Source organism: Paracoccus sp. (in: a-proteobacteria) (genome assembly GCF_046462195.1).
Classification (GTDB): domain Bacteria; phylum Pseudomonadota; class Alphaproteobacteria; order Rhodobacterales; family Rhodobacteraceae; genus Paracoccus.
The window spans coordinates 1-18,983 of the sequence record NZ_JBKGUN010000143.1 but is presented as its reverse complement, the minus strand read 5'-3'; the positions used below and the strand labels follow the sequence as shown (position 1 = coordinate 18,983).

The following is an 18,983-nucleotide window of genomic DNA, read 5'->3' as shown; positions in this document are numbered from 1 at the left end:
TAACATGGCGCACCTGCTGACAGGCCTTATTACTTCAACCTGCATGCTTGGCGCGTCCTCAACCGCATGCCTGCCGATCACGAACGCCCTGACGCCTGCAAATGGCCTTGGAGCATGCTCCACCCGCAACCCCTGCTGACCGGCTTTCTTCAATTGCATCGGGACACAGATTCCACTTCATGCTCCCGAGTGCGGCATCCAGGCGTTTGCGATGCCGCCAGTCTACCAGCCCGCTTACAACGCTTTCCGGCTGTGTGGCCTGTACTGCCCGAATTCGCTCATCCCTTCCCGGTTTTGCCCCGCTGTCAACAACTCACAACCGGAACCCCAAAGGCACTGTCGTCAAGATGGCCAGAAACATAGGGCGCTTCCGACAGTTGGTGACAACAAGGAGAACGGGAGGATGCATGTGTCATCACATCATGATCGTTGAGGGCCCATTCTGGACTGCCGTTGATCGAGACAAGGAAGTCAACGACCGTGGAGCGACCGCAGTGGAGCCATTCAGTTCGATGGCGCAAACCCTCAAGAAACTGAGGGCACCGCGGACACTGGATGCAGCCATCCTGAACATTCACCTGCGGACCCAAGACAACTTCAATGTTGCCGACATTCTGGTTCAAAGCAAGATCCCCTTTGTAATGGGCCATGACAAGCGCGATGTCCCGCCACGATTTTCATCGGCCCTTCATTTCGAGAAACCTTTCACAAGCAGCGTTTGCGTCGACAGGGTCATGCAGCTCGCCAAGGATCATTCGCCTCAGTCCAGTTGAACCGGGCTGCTGCAGAAGACATTCGTCAAAAGGAAACGCCCGCCGTGAATCAGAACAATGTCCATCCGCGTCGCGCGGTCGCCATCGGCGGATCAACCGGGGCGGTTCCCGTGCTGAGCAAGATCCTGGCGCAGTTGCCTGCCGATTTCCCTGCAGCCGTGCTTGCGGTGATCCATGTGGGCTCCGAGGGACGGAACCTGCTGTCGCAGATGTTCGCAAGGGACTGCCCCCTGCCCGTGATGACCGCAGAAGACGGTGACGAGGTGAGGCCGGGTCATGTCTATGTGGCACCTGCGGATCACCATCTGCTGGTGATGGAGGGTCGCATCAGGCTGGGCCGCGGCCCGCGCGAGAACCTCAGCCGGCCCGCCCTAGATCCCCTGTTCCGGTCGGTGGCCCTCGAATACGGGCCCGCTGCCGTCGGGATCGTGCTGACGGGCAAGCTGAACGACGGCGCCGCCGGGCTGGAGGCGATCCAGCGGTGCGGCGGCGTCACGATCGTGCAGAACCCTGCGGACTCGATCGCGCCGGATATGCCTCTTGGGGCACTGGATGCCAGCGACATCGGCTATCGCGCTGCCGCCGATGACATGGCCATGTTGCTGGACAGTCTCATGGACATGCCCATCGGTCCTGTTGCCGCCGCTCCGGAGGACATCAGACTGGAGGTGGACATCGCCCTGGGCCGTCCCTGCAACAGCAGGACACTGGAAAAGATCGCCATCCCCGCCACATTGACCTGCCCTGCCTGCGGAGGCGTCCTGTCCGAGGTGAAGCATCCGCCGCTCAGGTTTCGCTGTCAGGTCGGTCATGCCTATACCGCGCAGTCCCTTCAGGCCGAACAGGACAACGCGGTGGATGAAGCCGTCCGCGTGGCCCTCAGGATCGTCGAGGAAAGGGCGACGCTGACGGAAAGAATGGCGCAGGATGCACGCAAGGCCGGCCGCACCCGATCAGAGGAGTCATTCCGGGAAAGGGCAGGAGAATTGCGCCATCATGCCGAAACACTCCGCAATGCCGCCATAGGCGCAATGCGGCGAAGCCAGTAGCGCATCTGCCAGAAGTGCTGCGGGCCTCGATGGTCACGGCCCGAAGAGCCTGTTGCACCTGCCCCGGACGGTCCCGCCAGCCCCGCGCAAGATGACGGTGTCACGGCGCTGAAACAACCGGGCGGCAGTATGATCCCCATCTACAGGATGAAGCTGTCCTCGCTCAGCATCAGGCGACCTTCGAGACTGATCACCATGTCGGCTTGCCGGTCCCCGTCAAGGTCGATGAAGATCTGCGTGTTTGTGCCTGAATGGTCCCAACGCAATGAACGCGATCCGCCAGGCGCGTCGCCACCATAGTAATTCAGATCAAGCGCCTGCAAATCGATGCGATCCTCGCCGGGGCGGAAATCGCGGATGAGATCCGGGTTGCGGACACCGCTTTCGGCAGCCGCGAAGAACCGGAACACATCTGCGCCGGCGCCCCCTTCCATGATGTCGGTCCCGCTGCCGCCGACCAGGGTGTCCGCCCCTGCGCCGCCGAACAGGCGGTCTGCACCGGCCTCGCCCTTCAGCAGGTCATTGCCTCCCTGCCCCATCAGGACATCGTTGCCAAGGCCACCGAACAACCGGTCGTCGCCCAGCGATCCTTCCAGACGGTCAGCACCGGCCCCGCCCAGGATGGTGTCTCGCCCGATCCCGCCGATCAAGGTGTCGTTGTCGTTGCCTCCCTCGAGGTGATCGTTGCCCAGGCCGCCAAAGATCCGGTCGGCACCGTCGCCCCCCGAAAGGTGGTCGTTGCCGTCACCCCCTGACAGGCTGTCATTGCCTGCCCCCGCAAACAGAACATCGTCTCCGTTGCCGCCGTGCAACCTGTCGGCACCGGTTCCGCTTTCAAGCCTGTCATTGCCATCGCCGCCGAAGAGCCTGTTGTTCCCGGTCAGGCTGACCAGCCGATCCTGTCCCGCGCCGCCGAACAGGCGGTCGTTTCCACTGCCTCCCTGCAGCGTGTCATTCCCGTTCCCGCCGTAGATCACGTTGGCGAAACCGTTGCCGAGCACCCGGTCGTGGCCGAATCCCGCACGATATTCCTCGATCACCGTGCCTTCCGCGATCTGCAGGTTGCCGCGCAGGCCAAAGATGTCGGACGCGGTTCCCATCCGCATGTCGATCCGCTGGTTGCTGCGGTCATGGGCAAAGTTCAGCACGTCCCAGCCACTTGTGTCGCTGATCGTGATGGCAATGGCACGCGCATTGTCGGTCGTGGGAACGGCGCCCCCCGTCTGCGCCGAAAAGATGCGGCCAAGCCAGCTGTCGCCCAGCGTGTGGCCCTGTCCATAGACCGTGTTTCCTGCCGTAAGACTGCCGGCATCCGGGGCGCCGTAAAGGCGCTGGATCGCGATGATGTCAACGGGCATCAGCGTTCCCAGATAGGCAAGGCTGGCTCCGCTCCAGGGATTGTCGGTTTGCGAGAAATACGACATGACCGTTGTTCGCCAGCTGTCGTTGATGAACAGCGAGTCGATGCCGAAATCCGCATGTCCGTTGTAATATCCCTGATGACCCAAACCCAGGGCATGCCCGATCTCGTGCATGTAGGCTTGAAAGGAATAGGTTCCGATCCGCCCGCCGTCCTGAAGCAGCCAGTTCACGTCCACGTTGATATGCGAAGACAGGATCTGCCCGCCCGATGTGGTCGAAGTGGAATAGGCCCCTTCGTCGTTTTCGCTGAAGGTGATGTCGACGCTGCCCGTCCGCTCGACGAACTGAAGGTTGGCGACGGACGACCAGGCCGCCATCGCATCGCGCGCCAAACCGCGCGCCATGGTCCCCAAGGCGCTGAGGTCGACGGTGATCACGTTGTCCGCGATGGTGTCAAAGGCACGCTCGCTTTGCCCGATGTCGTTCCAGAAGCCTTCCACCAGATAGTCCGCCAGAACCGACAGTGGCGCCGCCGTTGGCGGAGCGATGGTCTCCACAGTCATCTGATAGGTTCCGGTATGCCAGCCATAGCCAGAGGCGGTGACGAAATACACGCCGCTCTCGGTCGGGCGGAAGATGATCTGACTGTCCAGGGACGCATTGGCATCGTCATTGACGGCCAACAGCAGGCCGCGTGCGTCGCGGATTTCCAGCACCGGGTCACTGAGCGACAGGCCATTCAGCGTGAGGTTATAGGTTTGTCCCGCCTGCAACCGGACACCGACCCAATCCTGGTCGCCGACCTGCTCCACATTGCCCAAGAAAACGTCGCCGACCGCCATGCGATGAAAGGAATCGCTCCAGTCGGACGCATCACTGCCTTCGCGGATCGTGGCCCGCAGGCTGTCGACCGTGGTGCCCCCTAGCCCGGCAAGGTCACAGCTTTTGTCGAACGGCCGCAGATTGGCGCAGATATCACACACGGGTTACTCCCTCCTGCTCAGGTTGGATCGCGGAAACGCAGCAGGTCGCGGGCAAAGCGCTGATAATCCTGCGGGGTCAGATCCCGGCCCATGACGTTGAAGTCCAGGACCGGGCCAACGCGCACCCGACCATCCTGCAGCCGGTCCAGCCGGGCGCTCAGTGCCGCAGGTCCCGCGGACAGCAGATGCAGTTGAAGGGCCTGTAAGGGTGCCTCGGCCCGCAGCGCGTCGCAAAGAACCTGCATTGCCCTTTCGCTTGCCTGGGGTGCAGCGTGGCATTCGATGGCGCCTTCATGCGCTCCGGGAGACGTCATGACATTGTCCGCGACTGCGACCTGACAGGCGGTCGCGACGCCGAATGCCGCAAGGGACAGGAAGGTGCGGGCGTGTTGCCACATCTTTGCAACTGGTCACTGATTCAATCGGTACAAAAAGACGGGCTGACAAAACGTCCGGGAGCCGTGCATCCAGCCTTACGGCCAAGTCGCGAGTCAGTAAAGCCTCATGTGCATGCTTATCGTGAAATTGCGTTGTGTCAGACGCCGAGATACCTTTCGGCCAGCGCAGGTTCGGCAATCAAGGCGTCATTGCTGCCCGACCACATCACGCGCCCCTTCTCGATCACGACATGGCGGTCGGCAAAGCCGGTCAGGGCATGAAGGTTCTTGTCCACGATCAGGATCGCCTCGCCTTCGGCCTTGAGGCGGGAAAGACAGGACCAGATCTCGTCCCGGATCAGGGGGGCCAGCCCTTCGGTCGCTTCGTCCAGAACGATCAGCCGCGGGTTCGTCATCAGGGCGCGACCGATGGCCAGCATCTGCTGTTCTCCTCCCGAAAGCTGGCTGCCCTTGTTGCCCAGACGCTCCCCCAGACGCGGAAACAGATCCAGCACGCGCGCCAAGGTCCAGATGCCCGGCCGCGCGGTCGCCAACAGGTTTTCCCGCACGTCCAGCGTGGGAAAGACCTGCCGCCCTTCGGGAACCAGACCCAGACCCGCGCGGGCGATGCGATGAGGCGCGGCGCGGGTCAGGTCTTGCCCCGCCACGCTGACCCGCCCCCCACGCGCCGGCAACAGTCCGAAGATGGTGCTGATCGTCGTGGTCTTGCCCATGCCATTGCGGCCCAACAACGTCACCACCTCGCCCTGCTGCACGGTCAGATGGATGTCGTGCAGCACCATCGCCTCGCCATAACCGGCCCGCAGACCTTCGACGATCAGCATCACGCCTCTCCCAGATAGGCGGCACGCACGCGGGGATCGGCCCGCACCTGATCGGGCGATCCGGTGGCGATGATGCGGCCATAGACAAGAACGCTGACGCGGTCCGCCAGGGCAAAGACAGCATCCATGTCATGTTCGATCAGCACCAGCGTCACTTGCCCTTTCAACGCGGCCATGACCCGGACCAGACGCTCGGCCTCGCCGCCGCTGGTTCCCGCCAAGGGCTCGTCCAGCAGCAGCAGGCGCGGCTTGGTCGCCAGGGCTATGGCCAACTCCAGCTGCCGCTTTTCGCCATGCGACAGGCTGCCTGCGCGCGATGATGCACGATCCTCCAACCCCACCTGCGCCAAGGCCTGCATGGCCTGGCCGTTCAGGTCACGGTCCCGGGTGACAGGCGCAAGAAACCGAAAGCTGCTGCCCTGCCGCGCCTGCACGGCAGTTGACACATTCTCCAGCACCGAAAAGCCGGGCAGGATCGAGGTGATCTGGAAACTGCGGGACATGCCCGCCCGCACCCGAGCATGCATGGGTCTGCCCATCATCTCGGCGCCCGCGAATTGCACCGAACCCGCGTCGGATGTCGCCTGCCCCGACAGTTGCGCGATCAGGGTCGATTTTCCTGCCCCGTTGGGACCGATGATGGCATGCAGTTCACCCTCGGTCACATCCAGGTCCAGATCATCGGTCACCTTCAGCGCACCATAGGACTTGCGCAGCGACCGGACGCGCAGCAGGCTCATGGCGCCCTCCGCTTCAGCAGCCCCGTCAGCCCGTCGCGCGAGAACAGGACAACAAGGATCAGCAGCGCGCCAAAGATCAGCCGCCAATGTTCCGTCAACAGGGCCAGCCATTCCTCCAGCAGCAGTGCGATGGTGGCGCCGGCAATGGCGCCCAGCAGATTGCCGATCCCGCCCAGCACCACCATCACCACCAGCTCGCCCGATCGGTGCCAGTTCATGAAGGCCGGGGAAACATAGCTGGCCTGATTGGCCAGCATGACCCCGGCGATGGCCGTGATCGCCCCCGAAATGACATAGGCCGTCAACTGAAAGCGGAACGGCGAAAAGCCGATGGCCTGCATGCGGAGCGGGTTTTCGCGCGTGCCGGTCAGCACACGGCCAAAACGCGACCCCGTGATGGCGACTGCCAGAAGATACAGCCCGACCAGCAGTGCCAGCGCCGTGTAGTACAGCACCCGGTCATTCTGCAGCCAAGGTTGCCCCAGCACGGTCGACCGTGCGGCCAAGGCCATGCCGTCATCACCGCCATAGGCCGACAGCGACACAAAGAAGAAATAGGCCATCTGCGCGAAGGCCAGGGTGATCATGATGAAATAGATCCCCCGCGTCCGCAGCGAGATCGCCCCCGTCACCAGCGCGAACAGCGACCCTGCTACCACCGCGGCCCCCAGATGCGCGCCCAGATCGGTGATCCCCGCCTTCGACAGGATTGCCACCGAATAGGCGCCGATGCCCAGATAGGCTGCGTGGCCAAAGCTGACCATTCCGCCATAGCCCAAGATCAGGTCCAGCGCCAAGGCCGCCATGGCGAAGGCCAGAATGCGTGTCGCCACCACGACCAGATAAGGATCGCCCGTCGCCGCCGCGATCAGGGGCAAAACCGCAAAGCCTGCAAAGATCAGCAGGGCGGCCACGCGACGCCGCATCAGGGCCCGGATCATGAGCGTGCTCCGAACAGACCCTGCGGACGGGCGGCAAGGATGGCCGCCATCAACACATAGACCAGCATGGGCGCCAGCACGCGCCCCGTCTGGGCCGCGGCGGAAGGCTCCATCACCGCGCGCAGGATGATGGGGCCAAAGCTGCGGCCAAGCGTATCAACAAGCCCGACCAGCAGCGCCCCGGCAAAGGCGCCCTTGACTGACCCGATCCCGCCGATGACGATGACGACAAAGGCCAGGATCAGCACGCTTTCCCCCATGCCGGGATCGACGCTCAGGATGGGGGCGACCATGGCGCCGGCAAAACCTGCAAGCATCGCCCCAAAGGCGAAGATGATGGTGAACAGACGCCCGATGTCGACGCCAAGCGCCGCGACCATGGCCCGGTTGCTGGCACCTGCCCGCAACCGCATCCCGATCCGCGTGCGCGTGATGATCAGCCACAACCCGATGGCCGTCAGCAGCCCTGCCGCAATCACCACCAGCCGGAACACCGGATAGCGCATTGCGCCGATCAGCGGGACCGAGCCTGACAGCGCCTCGGGCGCAAGAACCGACAAGGGCGCCGATCCCCAGATGATCTTGACCAACTCGGTCACGATCATCACCAGACCAAAGGTCGCCAGCACCTGGTCCAGATGGGGACGGTCGTAAAGGCGTCGAAAGATCAGCACCTCAAGCACCAGCCCGATCAGCAGCGTTGCAGGCAGCGTCAGCAGAAGGCCCATCCCATAGCTGCCCGCCAGGGCGGACAGGCTGACAACCAGATAAGCGCCGACCATGTAGATCACGCCATGCGCCAGATTCACGAAGTCCATGATCCCGAAGACCAGCGTCAGCCCGGCCGCGATCAGGAACAGCAGGATGCCAAGCTGCACCCCGTTCAGAAGCTGGAGGAGGAAAAGGCTTGTCATGATCCCGCCTGTGGCAGAGGCCCGAGGGCCCCGCCGCTCAGTTCATCTGGCAGTTCTGGGCGTAATTGTCCGCATAATCGTCAAAGATCTTCTCGGACACCGCGGTGGCGAACTTGCCATCCTCGCGCTGGACCACCTCGGTCAGGTAGAAATCTTGGATGGGAAAGTGGTTGGGGCCAAAGCTGAAGTCCCCGCGGACCGACGTGAAGGGTGCATCCTCCAGCGCGGCGATTAGTGCGTCGCGGTCGGTGCTGCCCGCCTGCTGCAAGGCCCCGTCGATCAGCCGTGCCGCGTCATAAGCCTGCATCGCGTAAACGGCCGGCACATGGCCGTATTTCGCCTCATAGGCCTCGACAAAGGCGACATTCTCGGCCGTGTCCAGATCCGGCGCCCAGTTCGATCCCCCAAAGAAGCCCAAGGCTGCCTCGGCCTGCGCGGGCAAGGTCGATTCATCCACGGTGAAAGCCGACAGGAAGGGAATGCTCTCGAGGCCCGCCTGACGGTACTGACGCACCAGGTTCACGCCCATGCCGCCCGGCATGAAGGCGAACACGGCATCGGGCTGCATGGCGGCGATCTGCGCCAGTTCCGCCGAATAATCCAGTTGGCCCAGCTGAGTAAAGATCTCTCCGGCGACGCCGCCCTTGTAGCTGTGCTTGAAGCCCGCCAGCGCATCCTGACCCGCCTGATAATTCGGAGCCAGCAGGAACACGTTCTGGAAACCCTGCGCTTGGGCATGGGCGCCCATCACCTCGTGCATCTGGTCGTTCTGATAGGAGGTGGCAAAAAAGGCCTTGTTGCATTCGGCCCCTGCAAGATTCGAGGGCCCGGCATTCGGGCTGATCAGGATTGCCCCGCCCTGCGTGACCGGCTGCACGATGGCACCTGCGATGTTGGAAAAGATCGGCCCGACCACGATATCGGCGCCGTTTCTTTCGACCAGTTCGCGCGCCTTGTTGGCGGCGACATCGGGTTTCTGTTCGTCATCGACGACGATGAGCTCGGTCTTCATGCCGCCGAAATCGCCGATCTCTTCGGCCGCCAAAAGAAACCCATTGCGCGCCATCTCACCCAAGGCGGCCCCAGGACCGGACAGAGTGACAAGGACGCCGATCGTCAGCGTGTCGTCGTCCTGCGCCCAGGCCGCAGGCGTCAGACAGGTCGAAGCCGCAAGACCGGCCACAAGGATGCGCGTCAGTGTCATGGAAAACCCCTCCGGTTGGTGACGACCGCGTTGATCGCGGCGTTTGGCATGTGCCTTGCCACCAGAACACGGCGAAGGGGCCTGACCTGTCAAGAATTATTTCAGGCTTAAAACTTTTTGCCCTCGGGCAGCGCCATGTCCCGCAGGATCAGAACCCGAACGAGAAGCGGCGCGAGATGCCAAGCCGCAACGAAGGCTGGTATTCGTCCTGAACAACCGGGGAGTCCGCCGCATCGCCGATCAGCTTGCCATAGCGCACCTCGCCCAGAAGGGCGGTGCTCTCGGTCAGGGCATAGCGCGCCTCGAAGGTGATGGCCGCTTCGTTGATGCCCCCGCCGGGCGTGTATTCCGGCAGGCCGCTGGCGATGCTTTCGCCAGCGGTGACACCGAAATAGGTGTCATTGAAATCGGCATTGCCATAGCCGACCTGCGCGCCCGACCACAGCGTGACACGCTCGCTCAGGTCGACGCGGTACTTGGCGCCGACGGTTCCGATCAGACCTTCGTGGCCGTCAAAGCCCCGTCGCACGGTTCCATAGGTTGTCAGTGGCCCGACCCCATAGGCCAGCCGCAGCCCCAGTTCATAGGCGCGGTCGATGTCGCTCAGACCCGCAAGGTCGGCATCATCGCTGCTGTCACGCTTTCCCCTGGTGCCAAAGGAGGGCGAGATCGAAAAGCCCTGCGCCTCGTCCCCACCCGGCGTGCCGAAGCCCGCATTGCGCCAGAAGATCCAGGGCGCCACCTCGGCTTCGTCCGATCCCGGGTATTTCGCACCCGCCTCTGCCCCGACGCCCAGATCGAACGAAAAGGCGCGGCCACCCGCCACTCCGAAATCCTGCGCGTGAACAGGCGCGGCAAACAGAACGGCAAAGGCCAGGGCGTATTTCATGTGACGATTCCAGGATGGGAGTGTTCTGCCATTTAGCGAAGATCGGTCAGCAATCACAATTGCAAGTTTGACGATGCTGCGCCCGACGCCGCATTTTGGCAACAGCCATCATGCCTGCGCTTTTTCGACCGCTTCCAGCTTTTCCAGCGCGCCCATCCACAGTTCTTCGGCAAAGGCCAGTGCCCGGACCGCTTCGGCCCGTTTCTTGCCCCATTTCTCGGCCTCGTAGGGATCGTTGTAAAGGTTCGGGTCCGCCAGCTTGATGTCCAGCTTGCCCATCATCTCGGTCAGCTTCTGCACCCGCTCCTCGGCCTTGCGGGCCTCCGAGCGCAGCGCCAGCACGGCGTCGCGGGACGGACGCTTGGGCGCAGGAGGCTTTGCCGCCTCGGCGGGTTTTTCGGCAGGCGCGTCACCGGACAAAAGAAAGCGCCGGTAATCGTCCAGATCGCCCTCATAAGGGCTGACCGCGCCATCCTTGACCAGCCACAACCGGTCAGCCACCAGCCCCAGCAGGTGCATGTCGTGGCTGACCAGCACAACGGCACCGGTATAATCGTTCAACGCTTCGGACAGCGCTTCGCGGCTTTCAATATCAAGGTGGTTGGTCGGCTCGTCCAGGATCAGCAGGTGCGGGGCGTCGATCGTCGCCAGCAACAGCGACAGGCGCGCTTTCTGGCCGCCCGACAGGGCCCGGACCTTTGTTTCGGCCTGCGCCTCCATCAGGCCGAAACCGGCAAGCCGCGCCCGCTGCCGGGCCTGGCCTTCGTCCGGGCGCACGGCCCGGATGTGATCCAGCGGCGTGTCGTCCAGCGACAGCTCGTCCACCTGGTGTTGCGCGAAGTAGCCGACGCGCAGCTTGTTCGACTTGGTGATCTTGCCGGCCATCGGTGACAGCCGGTCGGCCAGCAGCTTCGACAGCGTCGACTTGCCCTGCCCGTTGCGGCCCAGCAACGCGATGCGGTCGTCCTGGTCGATCCGCAAGGCCAGCTTCTGCAGGACCGCACGATCGCCATAGCCGACCGAAACCCCCTCCATCGCGACGATGGGGGGCGACAGTTCTTCCGGCTGGGGAAAGCTGAAGCGGAAGAACTTGGCTTCTTCCGGGGCGGTGATGGGCTCCATCTTGGCCAGCATCTTGACGCGGGCCTGTGCTTGGCGCGCCTTGCTGGCCTTGGCGCCGAAGCGATCGACAAAGCTTTGCAGATGCGCGCGACGGTCGGCCTGCTTGCGGGCCTCGGCGGCCTGCAACGCGCGCTTTTCGGCGCGGACTCGGGTAAAGCCATCATAGCCGCCGGTATAGAGCGTCAGCTGCTTGTTCTCGACATGCAGGATATGCCCCACGGCACGGTTCAGCAGACCGCGGTCATGGCTGATGATGATCACGGTGTGCGGATAACGCGCCAGATAACCCTCCAGCCAAAGCGCACCTTCAAGGTCCAGATAGTTCGTCGGCTCGTCCAGCAGCAGCAGGTCGGGTTGCGCAAACAGCACCCCCGCCAGCGCGACACGCATCCGCCAGCCGCCCGAAAAGTCGCTGGTCGGGCGGGCCTGATCGACGGTGTCGAAACCCAGGCCGTCCAGGATCGTGGCGGCCCGCGCCTCGGCCGACCAGGCATCGATATCGGTCAGGCGTGTCTGGATCTCGCCGATCCGATGGGGATCGGTGGCCGTCACGGATTCCGCCATCAGGGCCGTACGCTCGGCATCGGCATCCAGCACCGTGTCCAGCACGGAACGGTCCGTTGCCGCCGATTCCTGCGCCACCCCGCCGATGCGGGCCCGGTTGGGCAGGCTGATCGCGCCGCCGTCCAAGGCCAGCTCGCCCCGGATCAGTTTGAACAGCGTGGTCTTGCCTGCCCCATTGGGACCGACAAGGCCCACCTTGTGGCCTTCGGGAACCGTGGCAGAGGCCCCTGCGAACAAGGGGCGGCCCTGAATGGAGTATGAAATGTCATCGATGCGCAGCATGCGGGCGGCATGGCGCATAGGCGGCTGGCCGTCAATGCCCCGGCGAAAGGTCGCAACCATTCTTCTCAACTGTTGATCCGTCGTTATGTTATACAGTAACAATTTCTGACCCGAAGAAATGGAGCATGCCATGACCGCTGATCCCCGCCTTCCCGTCACCGTGCTTTCCGGCTTTCTGGGGGCAGGCAAGACGACGCTGCTGAACAACGTGCTGAACAATCGCGCAGGACTGCGCGTCGCCGTCATCGTCAACGACATGTCGGAGGTGAACATCGACGCCGACCTGATCCACTCCGGCCTGAACGGGGCCGAGGGCGGGATGACCCGGACCGAGGAAACCCTGGTCGAGATGTCGAACGGCTGCATCTGCTGCACGCTGCGCGGGGATCTGCTGGTCGAGGTGCGCAAGCTGGCCGAGGAAGGGCGCTTTGACCACCTGCTGATCGAATCAACCGGGATCAGCGAGCCGCTGCCCGTCGCCGCCACCTTTGAATTCGCCGAAGCTGACGGGCAAAGCCTGTCGCAGGTCGCGCGTCTGGACACGATGGTGACCGTCGTGGATGCGGTCAACCTGCTGCAGGACTTTTCCAGCCACGACTTCCTGTCGGATCGGGGCGAGGTCATGGGCGAAGGTGACGCCCGCACCCTGGTCGACCTGCTGACCGATCAGATCGAATTCGCCGACGTGATCGTGCTGAACAAGTGCGGCGATGCGGGCCCCGATCGGGTGCGGGCGGCCCGCCAGATCATCCGCGCCCTGAACGCCGATGCACGGATCATCGAGACCGATCACAGCCGGGTTGCCGCGCGCGACATCCTGAACACCGGCCTGTTCGATTTCGACCGCGCGCACCAGCATCCCATGTGGGCCAGGGAATTGTACGGTTTCGCCGATCATGTTCCCGAAACCGAGGAATATGGCGTGTCTTCCTTTGTTTATCGGGCCCGCCTGCCGTTCGAACCGCGCAAGATCCACGAGCTTTTGTCCGGCCCCCTGCCCGGCGTGATCCGGGCCAAGGGGCATTTCTGGCTGGCGACACGGCCCGACTGGGTGGCCGAGTTCTCGCTGGCCGGTGCCTTGTCTAGCATCCGCCCCCTGGGCCAATGGTGGGCCGCGCTGCCCCGCGACAGATGGCCCAGCCATCCGCAGGGGCGCGCCTATCTGCAACAACACTGGGCCGAACCCTATGGCGATCGCCGCCAGGAACTGGTGTTCATTGGCACCGGCATGGACGAGGACAGGATCCGCGCCCGCCTGGACGCCTGCCTGCTGGGCGAGGAATGGGGCGAAGACCCTGCCGACTGGTCGCGCCTGCCCGACCCCTTTCCTCGCTGGCGCCGCGTCGAGGAGGTCGCGGCATGAACCAGCATATCGCCCTTCGCCCCGCCACCGCCTTGAACCAGTCCGCCGATCCGCGCGTGCTGGGCACCATTGCCATGCCCGGTGTCGCGGTCGCGATCTGGCACCGGACCGTCGCTCCTGACATGCAGGCATGGCTGGACGACCTGCCCGCCGCCCGACTGCCGCGCCTGCGCCAGGTGCTGCGGCCCTGCGATGCCGGCGTGGTTCTTGCGGCGGCCTGTGACCGCGCCGGCCTGCCGGAAGGGCCACAACGGCAGGCGCTGGTATCCGACATCGCGGAACTGGTCCAACTGGCGGCCCTGCATCTCCAGTCCCTGATGGTGACCCTGCGGCTGGAGATCAGCGACGGGCAGGCCTGCCCCAAGTGGCATCTGGATGCCGTCCGCGCCCGGCTGCTCTGCACCCTGCGCGGCACGGGGACGCAGTTCGGCCCTGCCACGGGTGCCGACAGCGTGGCATCACTGCACCATGTGCCCACAGGCAGCGCCGCCATGTTCCGGGGGCGGAACTGGGGGCCAGAGCCGACCGGCATCCTGCACCGCTCGCCCCCTTCCACCGGGGACCAGGCACGGATGCTGGTGGTGGTCGACCCGGCCGACGAGGCATCATGCTGAGCCCACGGCACGCGGACAACCTGGGCCGGACGGCGCAGCGCAAACGCCGCCGCACACCAGACCCGATGGCGGCCTTTGACGCGTTGCCGCCGCCCTTGCGCCATTGGCTGGCGCAAGCCGTGCTGCCTTGGTCCGCAGCCTCGGTGCGGCGGTTGTGGCGCAAGGCCATCGCTGCCGGTGCCAGCCCGGCCGAGGCCCTGATGGTACTGGACCGGGCCGAGACGCGCGCCTTGCGGCGCGAAGCCCGTGACCTTCGGCGTGCTGCCTGACCCTGTGAAAGGGGACCTCCTCTGGCGACCCGGGGATCGGCTGCCTATCTGAAATCCGACACAACGGACCTGAAAGGATATGCCCATGCGCAGCGTGACCCATGACCGCTTCGGAGAACCCGCCGAGGTTCTGCAGACCGGCGATACGCCCCGACCTCAGGCAGAGCGGGGGCAGGTGCTGATCCGGGTGATCCTGTCGCCGATCCACAACCATGACCTTTGGACCATTCGCGGCAGCTATGGCGTGCGCCCCGACCTGCCGGCCATCGGCGGCAGCGAAGGCGTCGGCATTGTCGAGGAAACGGGCCCCGGGGTCGATCCTGCCCTGAAAGGGCGTCGCGTTGCCGCAGCGGGCCTCAAGGGGTCGTGGGCGGAATATGCCTTGGCCGATGCGGGCGGCGTGATCCCGGTGCCCGACAGCATGTCGGACGAGGCCGCGGCCCAGTTGATCGCCATGCCCTTCAGCGCCATCACCCTGCTGGAATTCCTGCACGTGAATTCAGGCGACTGGGTCGTCCAGACCGCCGCCAACGGCGCCGTGGGCAAGATCATGACCGTGCTGGCGGCGTCGCGCGGGGTGCGCCTGGTCAACCTGGTGCGCCGCCCCAAGGCGGTGGACGAACTGACGGCCATGGGGATCACCAACGTCGTCTCGACCAGTGACGAGAATTGGGTCCGGACGGTGCGCGATCTGGTCGGTTCGGACGGTGCACGGGCCGCCATCGATTCCGTCGGCGGAACCGTGGCCGCGGGCCTGGTCGACCTTCTGGGGGTCGAGGGGATGCTGGTCACCTTTGGGTCGATGACCGGAGAAGCGCTGCAACTGCCAGCCGGCCCCATCATCTTCAAGCATCTGTCGGTCAAGGGATTCTGGGGTGCCCGGGTCATGCCCGCGACGCCGACCGAGGATCGCCAGCGCATGTTCGGCGAGCTGATCGGGCTGGTCATGGACGGCTCGTTGAAGCTGACGGCGGGCGGCACCTTCGGCCTCGATCAGCCGGCCGAGGCGGCGACCGCCGCACTGACACCCGGCCGCGAGGGCAAGGTCATGTTCCGTCCCTGAGGCTGCACCGGATCCTGCGCAGCGGCGCAGGGTCCTAGCGGCCCAGCCCCGTCTCGTGCAGGTAATGGCGCACGGCATCGGCCACATGGCGAAAGCGGTCGCCGCCCAGATGCTTGCCGCCATACCAGCGCGTGACGATGATCACATGGTCCTGCAGCCCCGCACGTTCGATCATCTGCAGGATCAGCGCCCCTGCTCCGCTTTCGCCGTCATCATCCTTGACCGCCTCGCCCCCCAGCAGGGCGGCCCAGCTGTGGTGCGTCGCCTTGGCAAAGCGCTTGCTGCGGCACAGGTCCGCCAGCATCGCCGCGACCTCGGCCCGCGTGGCGGCAGGGCCACCCGACACGGCATAGCGCGATCCCCGGTCCGAGATGATCTTGTCGAAGACCTGCACCTGCTCCCCTGCCCTGTTCAAGCCTCAGCGCCGCCGGACATACAGTTCCAGCCGGTGATGCACGATCTCATAGCCCCGCTCGGCCGCGATCTCGGCCTGCAGGCGCTCGATCCGCTCGTCGGTGAACTCCACCACGTCTCCGCTGTCCACGTCGATCATGTGGTCATGATGGGTCTGGTCCGCAGCCTCCCAGCGCGCGGGCTCACCCTGGAATTCCAGCTTGTCGATCACGCCCTGCGCCTGAAGCGTCGTCAGCGTCCGGTAAACGGTGGCCAGGGAAACCCCCGCGCCCGCCGTCACCGCGCGGGCATGCAGTTCGGCCGCGTCGGGATGGTCATCGGCCGCGGCGATCACGCCCAAGAGGGCCGCGCGCTGACGCGTCACGCGCACGCCCGCATCGCGCAGGGCTTGTTCCAGCTTGTCGGCTCGTCGCTCGGTCATGCTGCCATCCTGCCGGAAGGCCGCACCAGTTGCAACTGGTTCGCATCTCTTGACTGTTGCGAACGATTCGCAGATACCTGTGGGCAAGGAGATCACGATGACCCGTTTCCTGTTTGCGTTCCTGTGTTTTCTACCCACCGTCGTCCAGGCCGAACCGCTGCGCGTGGCGACCAGCTTCACGATCCTGGCCGACATGGCCCGCAATGTGGGCGGCGATCTGGCCGATGTGCATTCGATCACCCCGCCGGGTGCCGAGATCCACAATTATCAGCCGGGACCCCGCGACATCATCGGCATCGGGGATGCAGACCTGATCCTGGTGAACGGGCTGAACCTTGACCTGTGGGCCCTCCAGTATCTGGACCGTCTGGGCGAGGTTCCTCTGGCAACCGTTTCGGACGGGATCGATCCGCTGCCCATCCAGGGGGGCGAGTATGACGGCAAGCCGAACCCCCATGCCTGGATGGCGCTGGATTCGGCGCTGATCTATGTGGACAACATCGCCGCCGCGATGGCCAAGGCCGATCCCGGGAATGCCGAAGTCTATCGCACCAATGCGGAAGCGTATAAACAGCAGATCGCGGATACGATCGGCCCCTTGCGCGAGCGCGCCCGCGCCCTGCCCGAGGACCGCCGCTGGCTTGTCAGCTCGGAGGGCGCATTTTCCTACCTCGCCCGCGACTTTCACCTGTCCGAGCTGTTCCTTTGGCCCATCAATTCGGACGGTCAAGGCACGCCCCAGCAGGTGCGCCGCCTGATCGACGAGATGCGCCGCGTCAATGCACCCGTGATCTTTTCGGAAAGCACCGTGTCGGACCGCCCCGCCCGCCGCATCGCCTCGGAAACCGGCGCCACCTATGGGGGCGTGCTGTATGTCGACAGCCTTTCGGACCAGGACGGCCCCGTGCCGACCTATCTGGACCTGCTGCGCGTGACGTCCGAAACCATCGTGGCGCAGCTTGCCGATGAGTGATCCATCCGCCACGGGCATCGATGTCCGCAACCTCAACGTCGCTTATCGCAACGGGCATCGGGCCCTGTCCGATGCCAGCTTCACCGTGCCCAAGGGTTCGGTCACGGCGCTGGTGGGCGTCAACGGCGCAGGCAAATCGACCCTGTTCAAGGCGCTGATGGACCTGCTGCCGCACAGCGCGGGCCAGGTCCGCATCCTGGGCCTGCCGGTCGCGCAGGCGCTGTCGCGGAACCTCGTGGCCTATGTTCCCCAGGCCGAGGAAGTGGACTGGACCTTCCCCGTTCTGGTTCAGGACGTGGTGATGATGGGCCGATATGGCCATATGGGCTTTCTGCGCCGCCCCCGCGCGGCGGACCGGCAGGCGGTGACGGACGCGCTGTCACGCGTCGGCCTGACCGATTTCCGCCACCGCCAGATCGGGGAACTGTCCGGCGGCCAGAAAAAGCGCGTCTTCCTGGCACGTGCCCTGGCGCAGGAGGCGCAGGTGATCCTGCTGGACGAGCCCTTCACCGGCGTCGATGTCCAGACCGAGGAAACCATCATCGCCCTTTTGCGCCAGATGCGGGACGAGGGGCGGGTCATGCTGGTCTCGACCCACGACTTGGGTTCGGTCCCAGAATACTGCGACCGGGTGGTGCTGGTGAAGGGCACGGTGCTGGCCTCGGGCCCGACGGAAACGACCTTTACCCCCGACAACCTGCGGCTGGCCTTCGGCGGGGTGTTGCGCCATTTCATGCTGGGCGGTGCCGACCTGCATGACGACGCCGACCGCCGCAATGTCGATGTCTTCACCGACGACGAACGGCCGCTGGTCTTTTATGACGACCGCCACCGCAAGGGGGGCGCATCATGAGACATCCCGGGGAGGTGCGGGCCTCCGCACGGTCTGCCTGATGTGGGAGTTGCTGCTGACCCCCTTCACCTATGGCTACATGGCGACGGCCATTTGGGTTTCGGCGCTGGTCGGCGGGGTTTGCGCCTTTCTGTCCGCCTATCTGATGCTGAAGGGGTGGTCGCTGATCGGCGACGCCCTGTCCCACGCGATCGTGCCCGGCGTGGCTGGGGCCTACATGCTGGGCCTGCCCTTCTCGCTCGGAGCCTTTCTGTCCGGCGGGCTGGCCGCGGGCGCCATGCTGTTCCTCAATCAGCGCACCAAGCTGAAGGAGGACGCCATCATCGGCATGATCTTCAGCGGCTTCTTCGGCCTGGGGCTGTTCATGGTCTCGCTGTCCCCCACGGCGGTCGACGTCCAGACGATCGTACTCGGGAATATCCTGGCCATCACCGCCGCCGACACCTTGCAGCTGATCGTCATCGCGGGCGTGTCTCTCACCGTTCTCCTGGCGAAGTGGAAGGACCTGCTGGTGGTCTTCTTCGACGAGAACCATGCGCGTTCGGTGGGGCTCAACCCGCCCCTGCTCAAGGTGCTGTTCTTCACCCTGCTGAGCGCCTGCACGGTGGCCGCGCTGCAGACCGTGGGCGCCTTTCTGGTCATCGCCATGGTGATCACGCCGGGGGCCACCGCCTACCTCCTGACCGACCGCTTCCCCAGGCTCATCGCCATCAGCGTGGTGGTCGGCGCCGGCTGCAGCCTCGTGGGCGCGTATCTCAGCTACTTCCTCGACGGCGCGACCGGCGGGGTGATCGTGGTCTTGCAGACCGCCGTCTTCCTGCTGGCCTTGCTGCTTGCGCCCAGGCACGGCCTGCTGGCCGCCCGGCGGCGCCGCCGGCTCGGGGCGGTGGAGCCGGCTTGATGGAGACGCTTCTGGCGCCCTTCACCCTGCCCTTCATGCAGCAGGCCTTTGCGATCGTGGTGCTCAC

At 64.7% G+C, this 18,983-nt stretch carries 20 protein-coding genes; 9 read left to right on the top strand and 11 right to left on the bottom strand.

All coding sequences use genetic code 11. The features are described from left to right. Window positions 1-407 precede the first annotated feature (407 nt). Both ACLHHB_RS09340 and ACLHHB_RS09335 read left to right on the top strand, forming a co-directional pair. Complete coding sequence (locus ACLHHB_RS09340) at window positions 408-773, top strand: hypothetical protein (protein WP_410218006.1); 366 nt, start codon at window positions 408-410, stop codon at window positions 771-773. A 44-nt stretch (window positions 774-817) separates the two neighbouring features. Next, entirely contained in the window at window positions 818-1,822 is a 1,005-nt protein-coding gene (locus ACLHHB_RS09335; RefSeq protein ID WP_410218005.1) for a chemotaxis protein CheB, read from the top strand. A 140-nt stretch (window positions 1,823-1,962) separates the two neighbouring features. Here ACLHHB_RS09335 and ACLHHB_RS09330 read toward each other — a convergent pair whose 3' ends face one another. The 9 genes from ACLHHB_RS09330 to ACLHHB_RS09290 all read right to left on the bottom strand — a co-directional run bounded on the left by ACLHHB_RS09330 (window position 1,963) and on the right by ACLHHB_RS09290 (window position 12,045). Beyond that, window positions 1,963-4,167 (bottom strand): M10 family metallopeptidase C-terminal domain-containing protein, encoded by a 2,205-nt coding sequence (locus ACLHHB_RS09330; RefSeq protein ID WP_410218004.1) that lies wholly within the window; start codon window positions 4,165-4,167, stop codon window positions 1,963-1,965. Window positions 4,168-4,184: 17 nt separating this feature from the next. Then, window positions 4,185-4,565 carry a hypothetical protein gene (locus tag ACLHHB_RS09325; RefSeq protein WP_410218003.1) on the bottom strand — a complete coding sequence of 127 codons (381 nt, stop codon included), beginning with the start codon at window positions 4,563-4,565 and terminating at the stop codon, window positions 4,185-4,187. 137 nt (window positions 4,566-4,702) lie between these two features. Then, window positions 4,703-5,389, bottom strand: a complete 687-nt coding sequence (locus ACLHHB_RS09320; RefSeq protein ID WP_410218002.1) for an ABC transporter ATP-binding protein — start codon at window positions 5,387-5,389, stop codon at window positions 4,703-4,705. Then, complete coding sequence (locus tag ACLHHB_RS09315) at window positions 5,389-6,129, bottom strand: ABC transporter ATP-binding protein (protein WP_410218001.1); 741 nt, start codon at window positions 6,127-6,129, stop codon at window positions 5,389-5,391. The genes ACLHHB_RS09320 and ACLHHB_RS09315 overlap by 1 nt, the downstream gene beginning before the upstream one ends. Beyond that, on the bottom strand, window positions 6,126-7,070 hold the full coding sequence (locus ACLHHB_RS09310; RefSeq protein WP_410218000.1) for a branched-chain amino acid ABC transporter permease: 945 nt from the start codon (window positions 7,068-7,070) through the stop codon (window positions 6,126-6,128). The genes ACLHHB_RS09315 and ACLHHB_RS09310 overlap by 4 nt, the downstream gene beginning before the upstream one ends. Beyond that, window positions 7,067-7,984 carry a branched-chain amino acid ABC transporter permease gene (locus tag ACLHHB_RS09305; RefSeq protein ID WP_410217999.1) on the bottom strand — a complete coding sequence of 306 codons (918 nt, stop codon included), beginning with the start codon at window positions 7,982-7,984 and terminating at the stop codon, window positions 7,067-7,069. The genes ACLHHB_RS09310 and ACLHHB_RS09305 overlap by 4 nt, the downstream gene beginning before the upstream one ends. 37 nt (window positions 7,985-8,021) lie before the next feature. Beyond that, window positions 8,022-9,188 (bottom strand): ABC transporter substrate-binding protein, encoded by a 1,167-nt coding sequence (locus ACLHHB_RS09300; RefSeq protein WP_410217998.1) that lies wholly within the window; start codon window positions 9,186-9,188, stop codon window positions 8,022-8,024. Window positions 9,189-9,336: 148 nt separating this feature from the next. Then, window positions 9,337-10,077, bottom strand: a complete 741-nt coding sequence (locus tag ACLHHB_RS09295; protein WP_410217997.1) for a MipA/OmpV family protein — start codon at window positions 10,075-10,077, stop codon at window positions 9,337-9,339. A gap of 108 nt (window positions 10,078-10,185) precedes the next feature. Beyond that, the gene (locus ACLHHB_RS09290) at window positions 10,186-12,045 is read right to left on the bottom strand and encodes an ABC-F family ATP-binding cassette domain-containing protein (protein WP_410218007.1); all 1,860 of its coding nucleotides are present in this window, start codon (window positions 12,043-12,045) and stop codon (window positions 10,186-10,188) included. Between the two features lie 130 nt (window positions 12,046-12,175). Here ACLHHB_RS09290 and ACLHHB_RS09285 point away from each other — a divergent pair, with 130 nt between their 5' ends. From ACLHHB_RS09285 to ACLHHB_RS09270, 4 genes are all read left to right on the top strand, one after another. Then, a complete protein-coding gene (locus ACLHHB_RS09285; protein ID WP_410217996.1) occupies window positions 12,176-13,408 on the top strand; it encodes a GTP-binding protein in 1,233 nt (410 codons plus the stop codon). Beyond that, complete coding sequence (locus ACLHHB_RS09280; RefSeq protein ID WP_410217995.1) at window positions 13,405-14,022, top strand: DUF1826 domain-containing protein; 618 nt, start codon at window positions 13,405-13,407, stop codon at window positions 14,020-14,022. The genes ACLHHB_RS09285 and ACLHHB_RS09280 overlap by 4 nt, the downstream gene beginning before the upstream one ends. Further along, a complete protein-coding gene (locus tag ACLHHB_RS09275; RefSeq protein WP_410217994.1) occupies window positions 14,016-14,291 on the top strand; it encodes a DUF6525 family protein in 276 nt (91 codons plus the stop codon). The genes ACLHHB_RS09280 and ACLHHB_RS09275 overlap by 7 nt, the downstream gene beginning before the upstream one ends. An 85-nt stretch (window positions 14,292-14,376) precedes the next feature. After that, a complete protein-coding gene (locus ACLHHB_RS09270; protein WP_410217993.1) occupies window positions 14,377-15,354 on the top strand; it encodes a zinc-binding dehydrogenase in 978 nt (325 codons plus the stop codon). 34 nt (window positions 15,355-15,388) lie between these two features. Here the strand turns inward: ACLHHB_RS09270 and ACLHHB_RS09265 are convergent, their stop codons facing one another. Together ACLHHB_RS09265 and ACLHHB_RS09260 are read right to left on the bottom strand one after the other, a co-directional pair. After that, window positions 15,389-15,748 (bottom strand): YigZ family protein, encoded by a 360-nt coding sequence (locus tag ACLHHB_RS09265; protein WP_410217992.1) that lies wholly within the window; start codon window positions 15,746-15,748, stop codon window positions 15,389-15,391. A gap of 24 nt (window positions 15,749-15,772) precedes the next feature. Then, window positions 15,773-16,189 (bottom strand): Fur family transcriptional regulator, encoded by a 417-nt coding sequence (locus ACLHHB_RS09260; protein WP_410217991.1) that lies wholly within the window; start codon window positions 16,187-16,189, stop codon window positions 15,773-15,775. 97 nt (window positions 16,190-16,286) lie between these two features. Between ACLHHB_RS09260 and ACLHHB_RS09255 the strand changes: the two genes are divergently transcribed. From ACLHHB_RS09255 to ACLHHB_RS09245, 3 genes are read left to right on the top strand one after another with little or no spacing between them, the layout of a single operon-like run. Continuing rightward, the gene (locus ACLHHB_RS09255) at window positions 16,287-17,162 is read left to right on the top strand and encodes a metal ABC transporter substrate-binding protein (protein WP_410217990.1); all 876 of its coding nucleotides are present in this window, start codon (window positions 16,287-16,289) and stop codon (window positions 17,160-17,162) included. Then, window positions 17,155-18,015, top strand: coding sequence for a manganese/iron ABC transporter ATP-binding protein (locus ACLHHB_RS09250; RefSeq protein ID WP_410217989.1), 861 nt, complete (start codon window positions 17,155-17,157; stop codon window positions 18,013-18,015). The genes ACLHHB_RS09255 and ACLHHB_RS09250 overlap by 8 nt, the downstream gene beginning before the upstream one ends. A gap of 40 nt (window positions 18,016-18,055) precedes the next feature. Next, window positions 18,056-18,916 (top strand): metal ABC transporter permease, encoded by an 861-nt coding sequence (locus ACLHHB_RS09245; protein WP_410217988.1) that lies wholly within the window; start codon window positions 18,056-18,058, stop codon window positions 18,914-18,916. The last annotated feature ends 67 nt before the right edge of the window (window positions 18,917-18,983 follow it).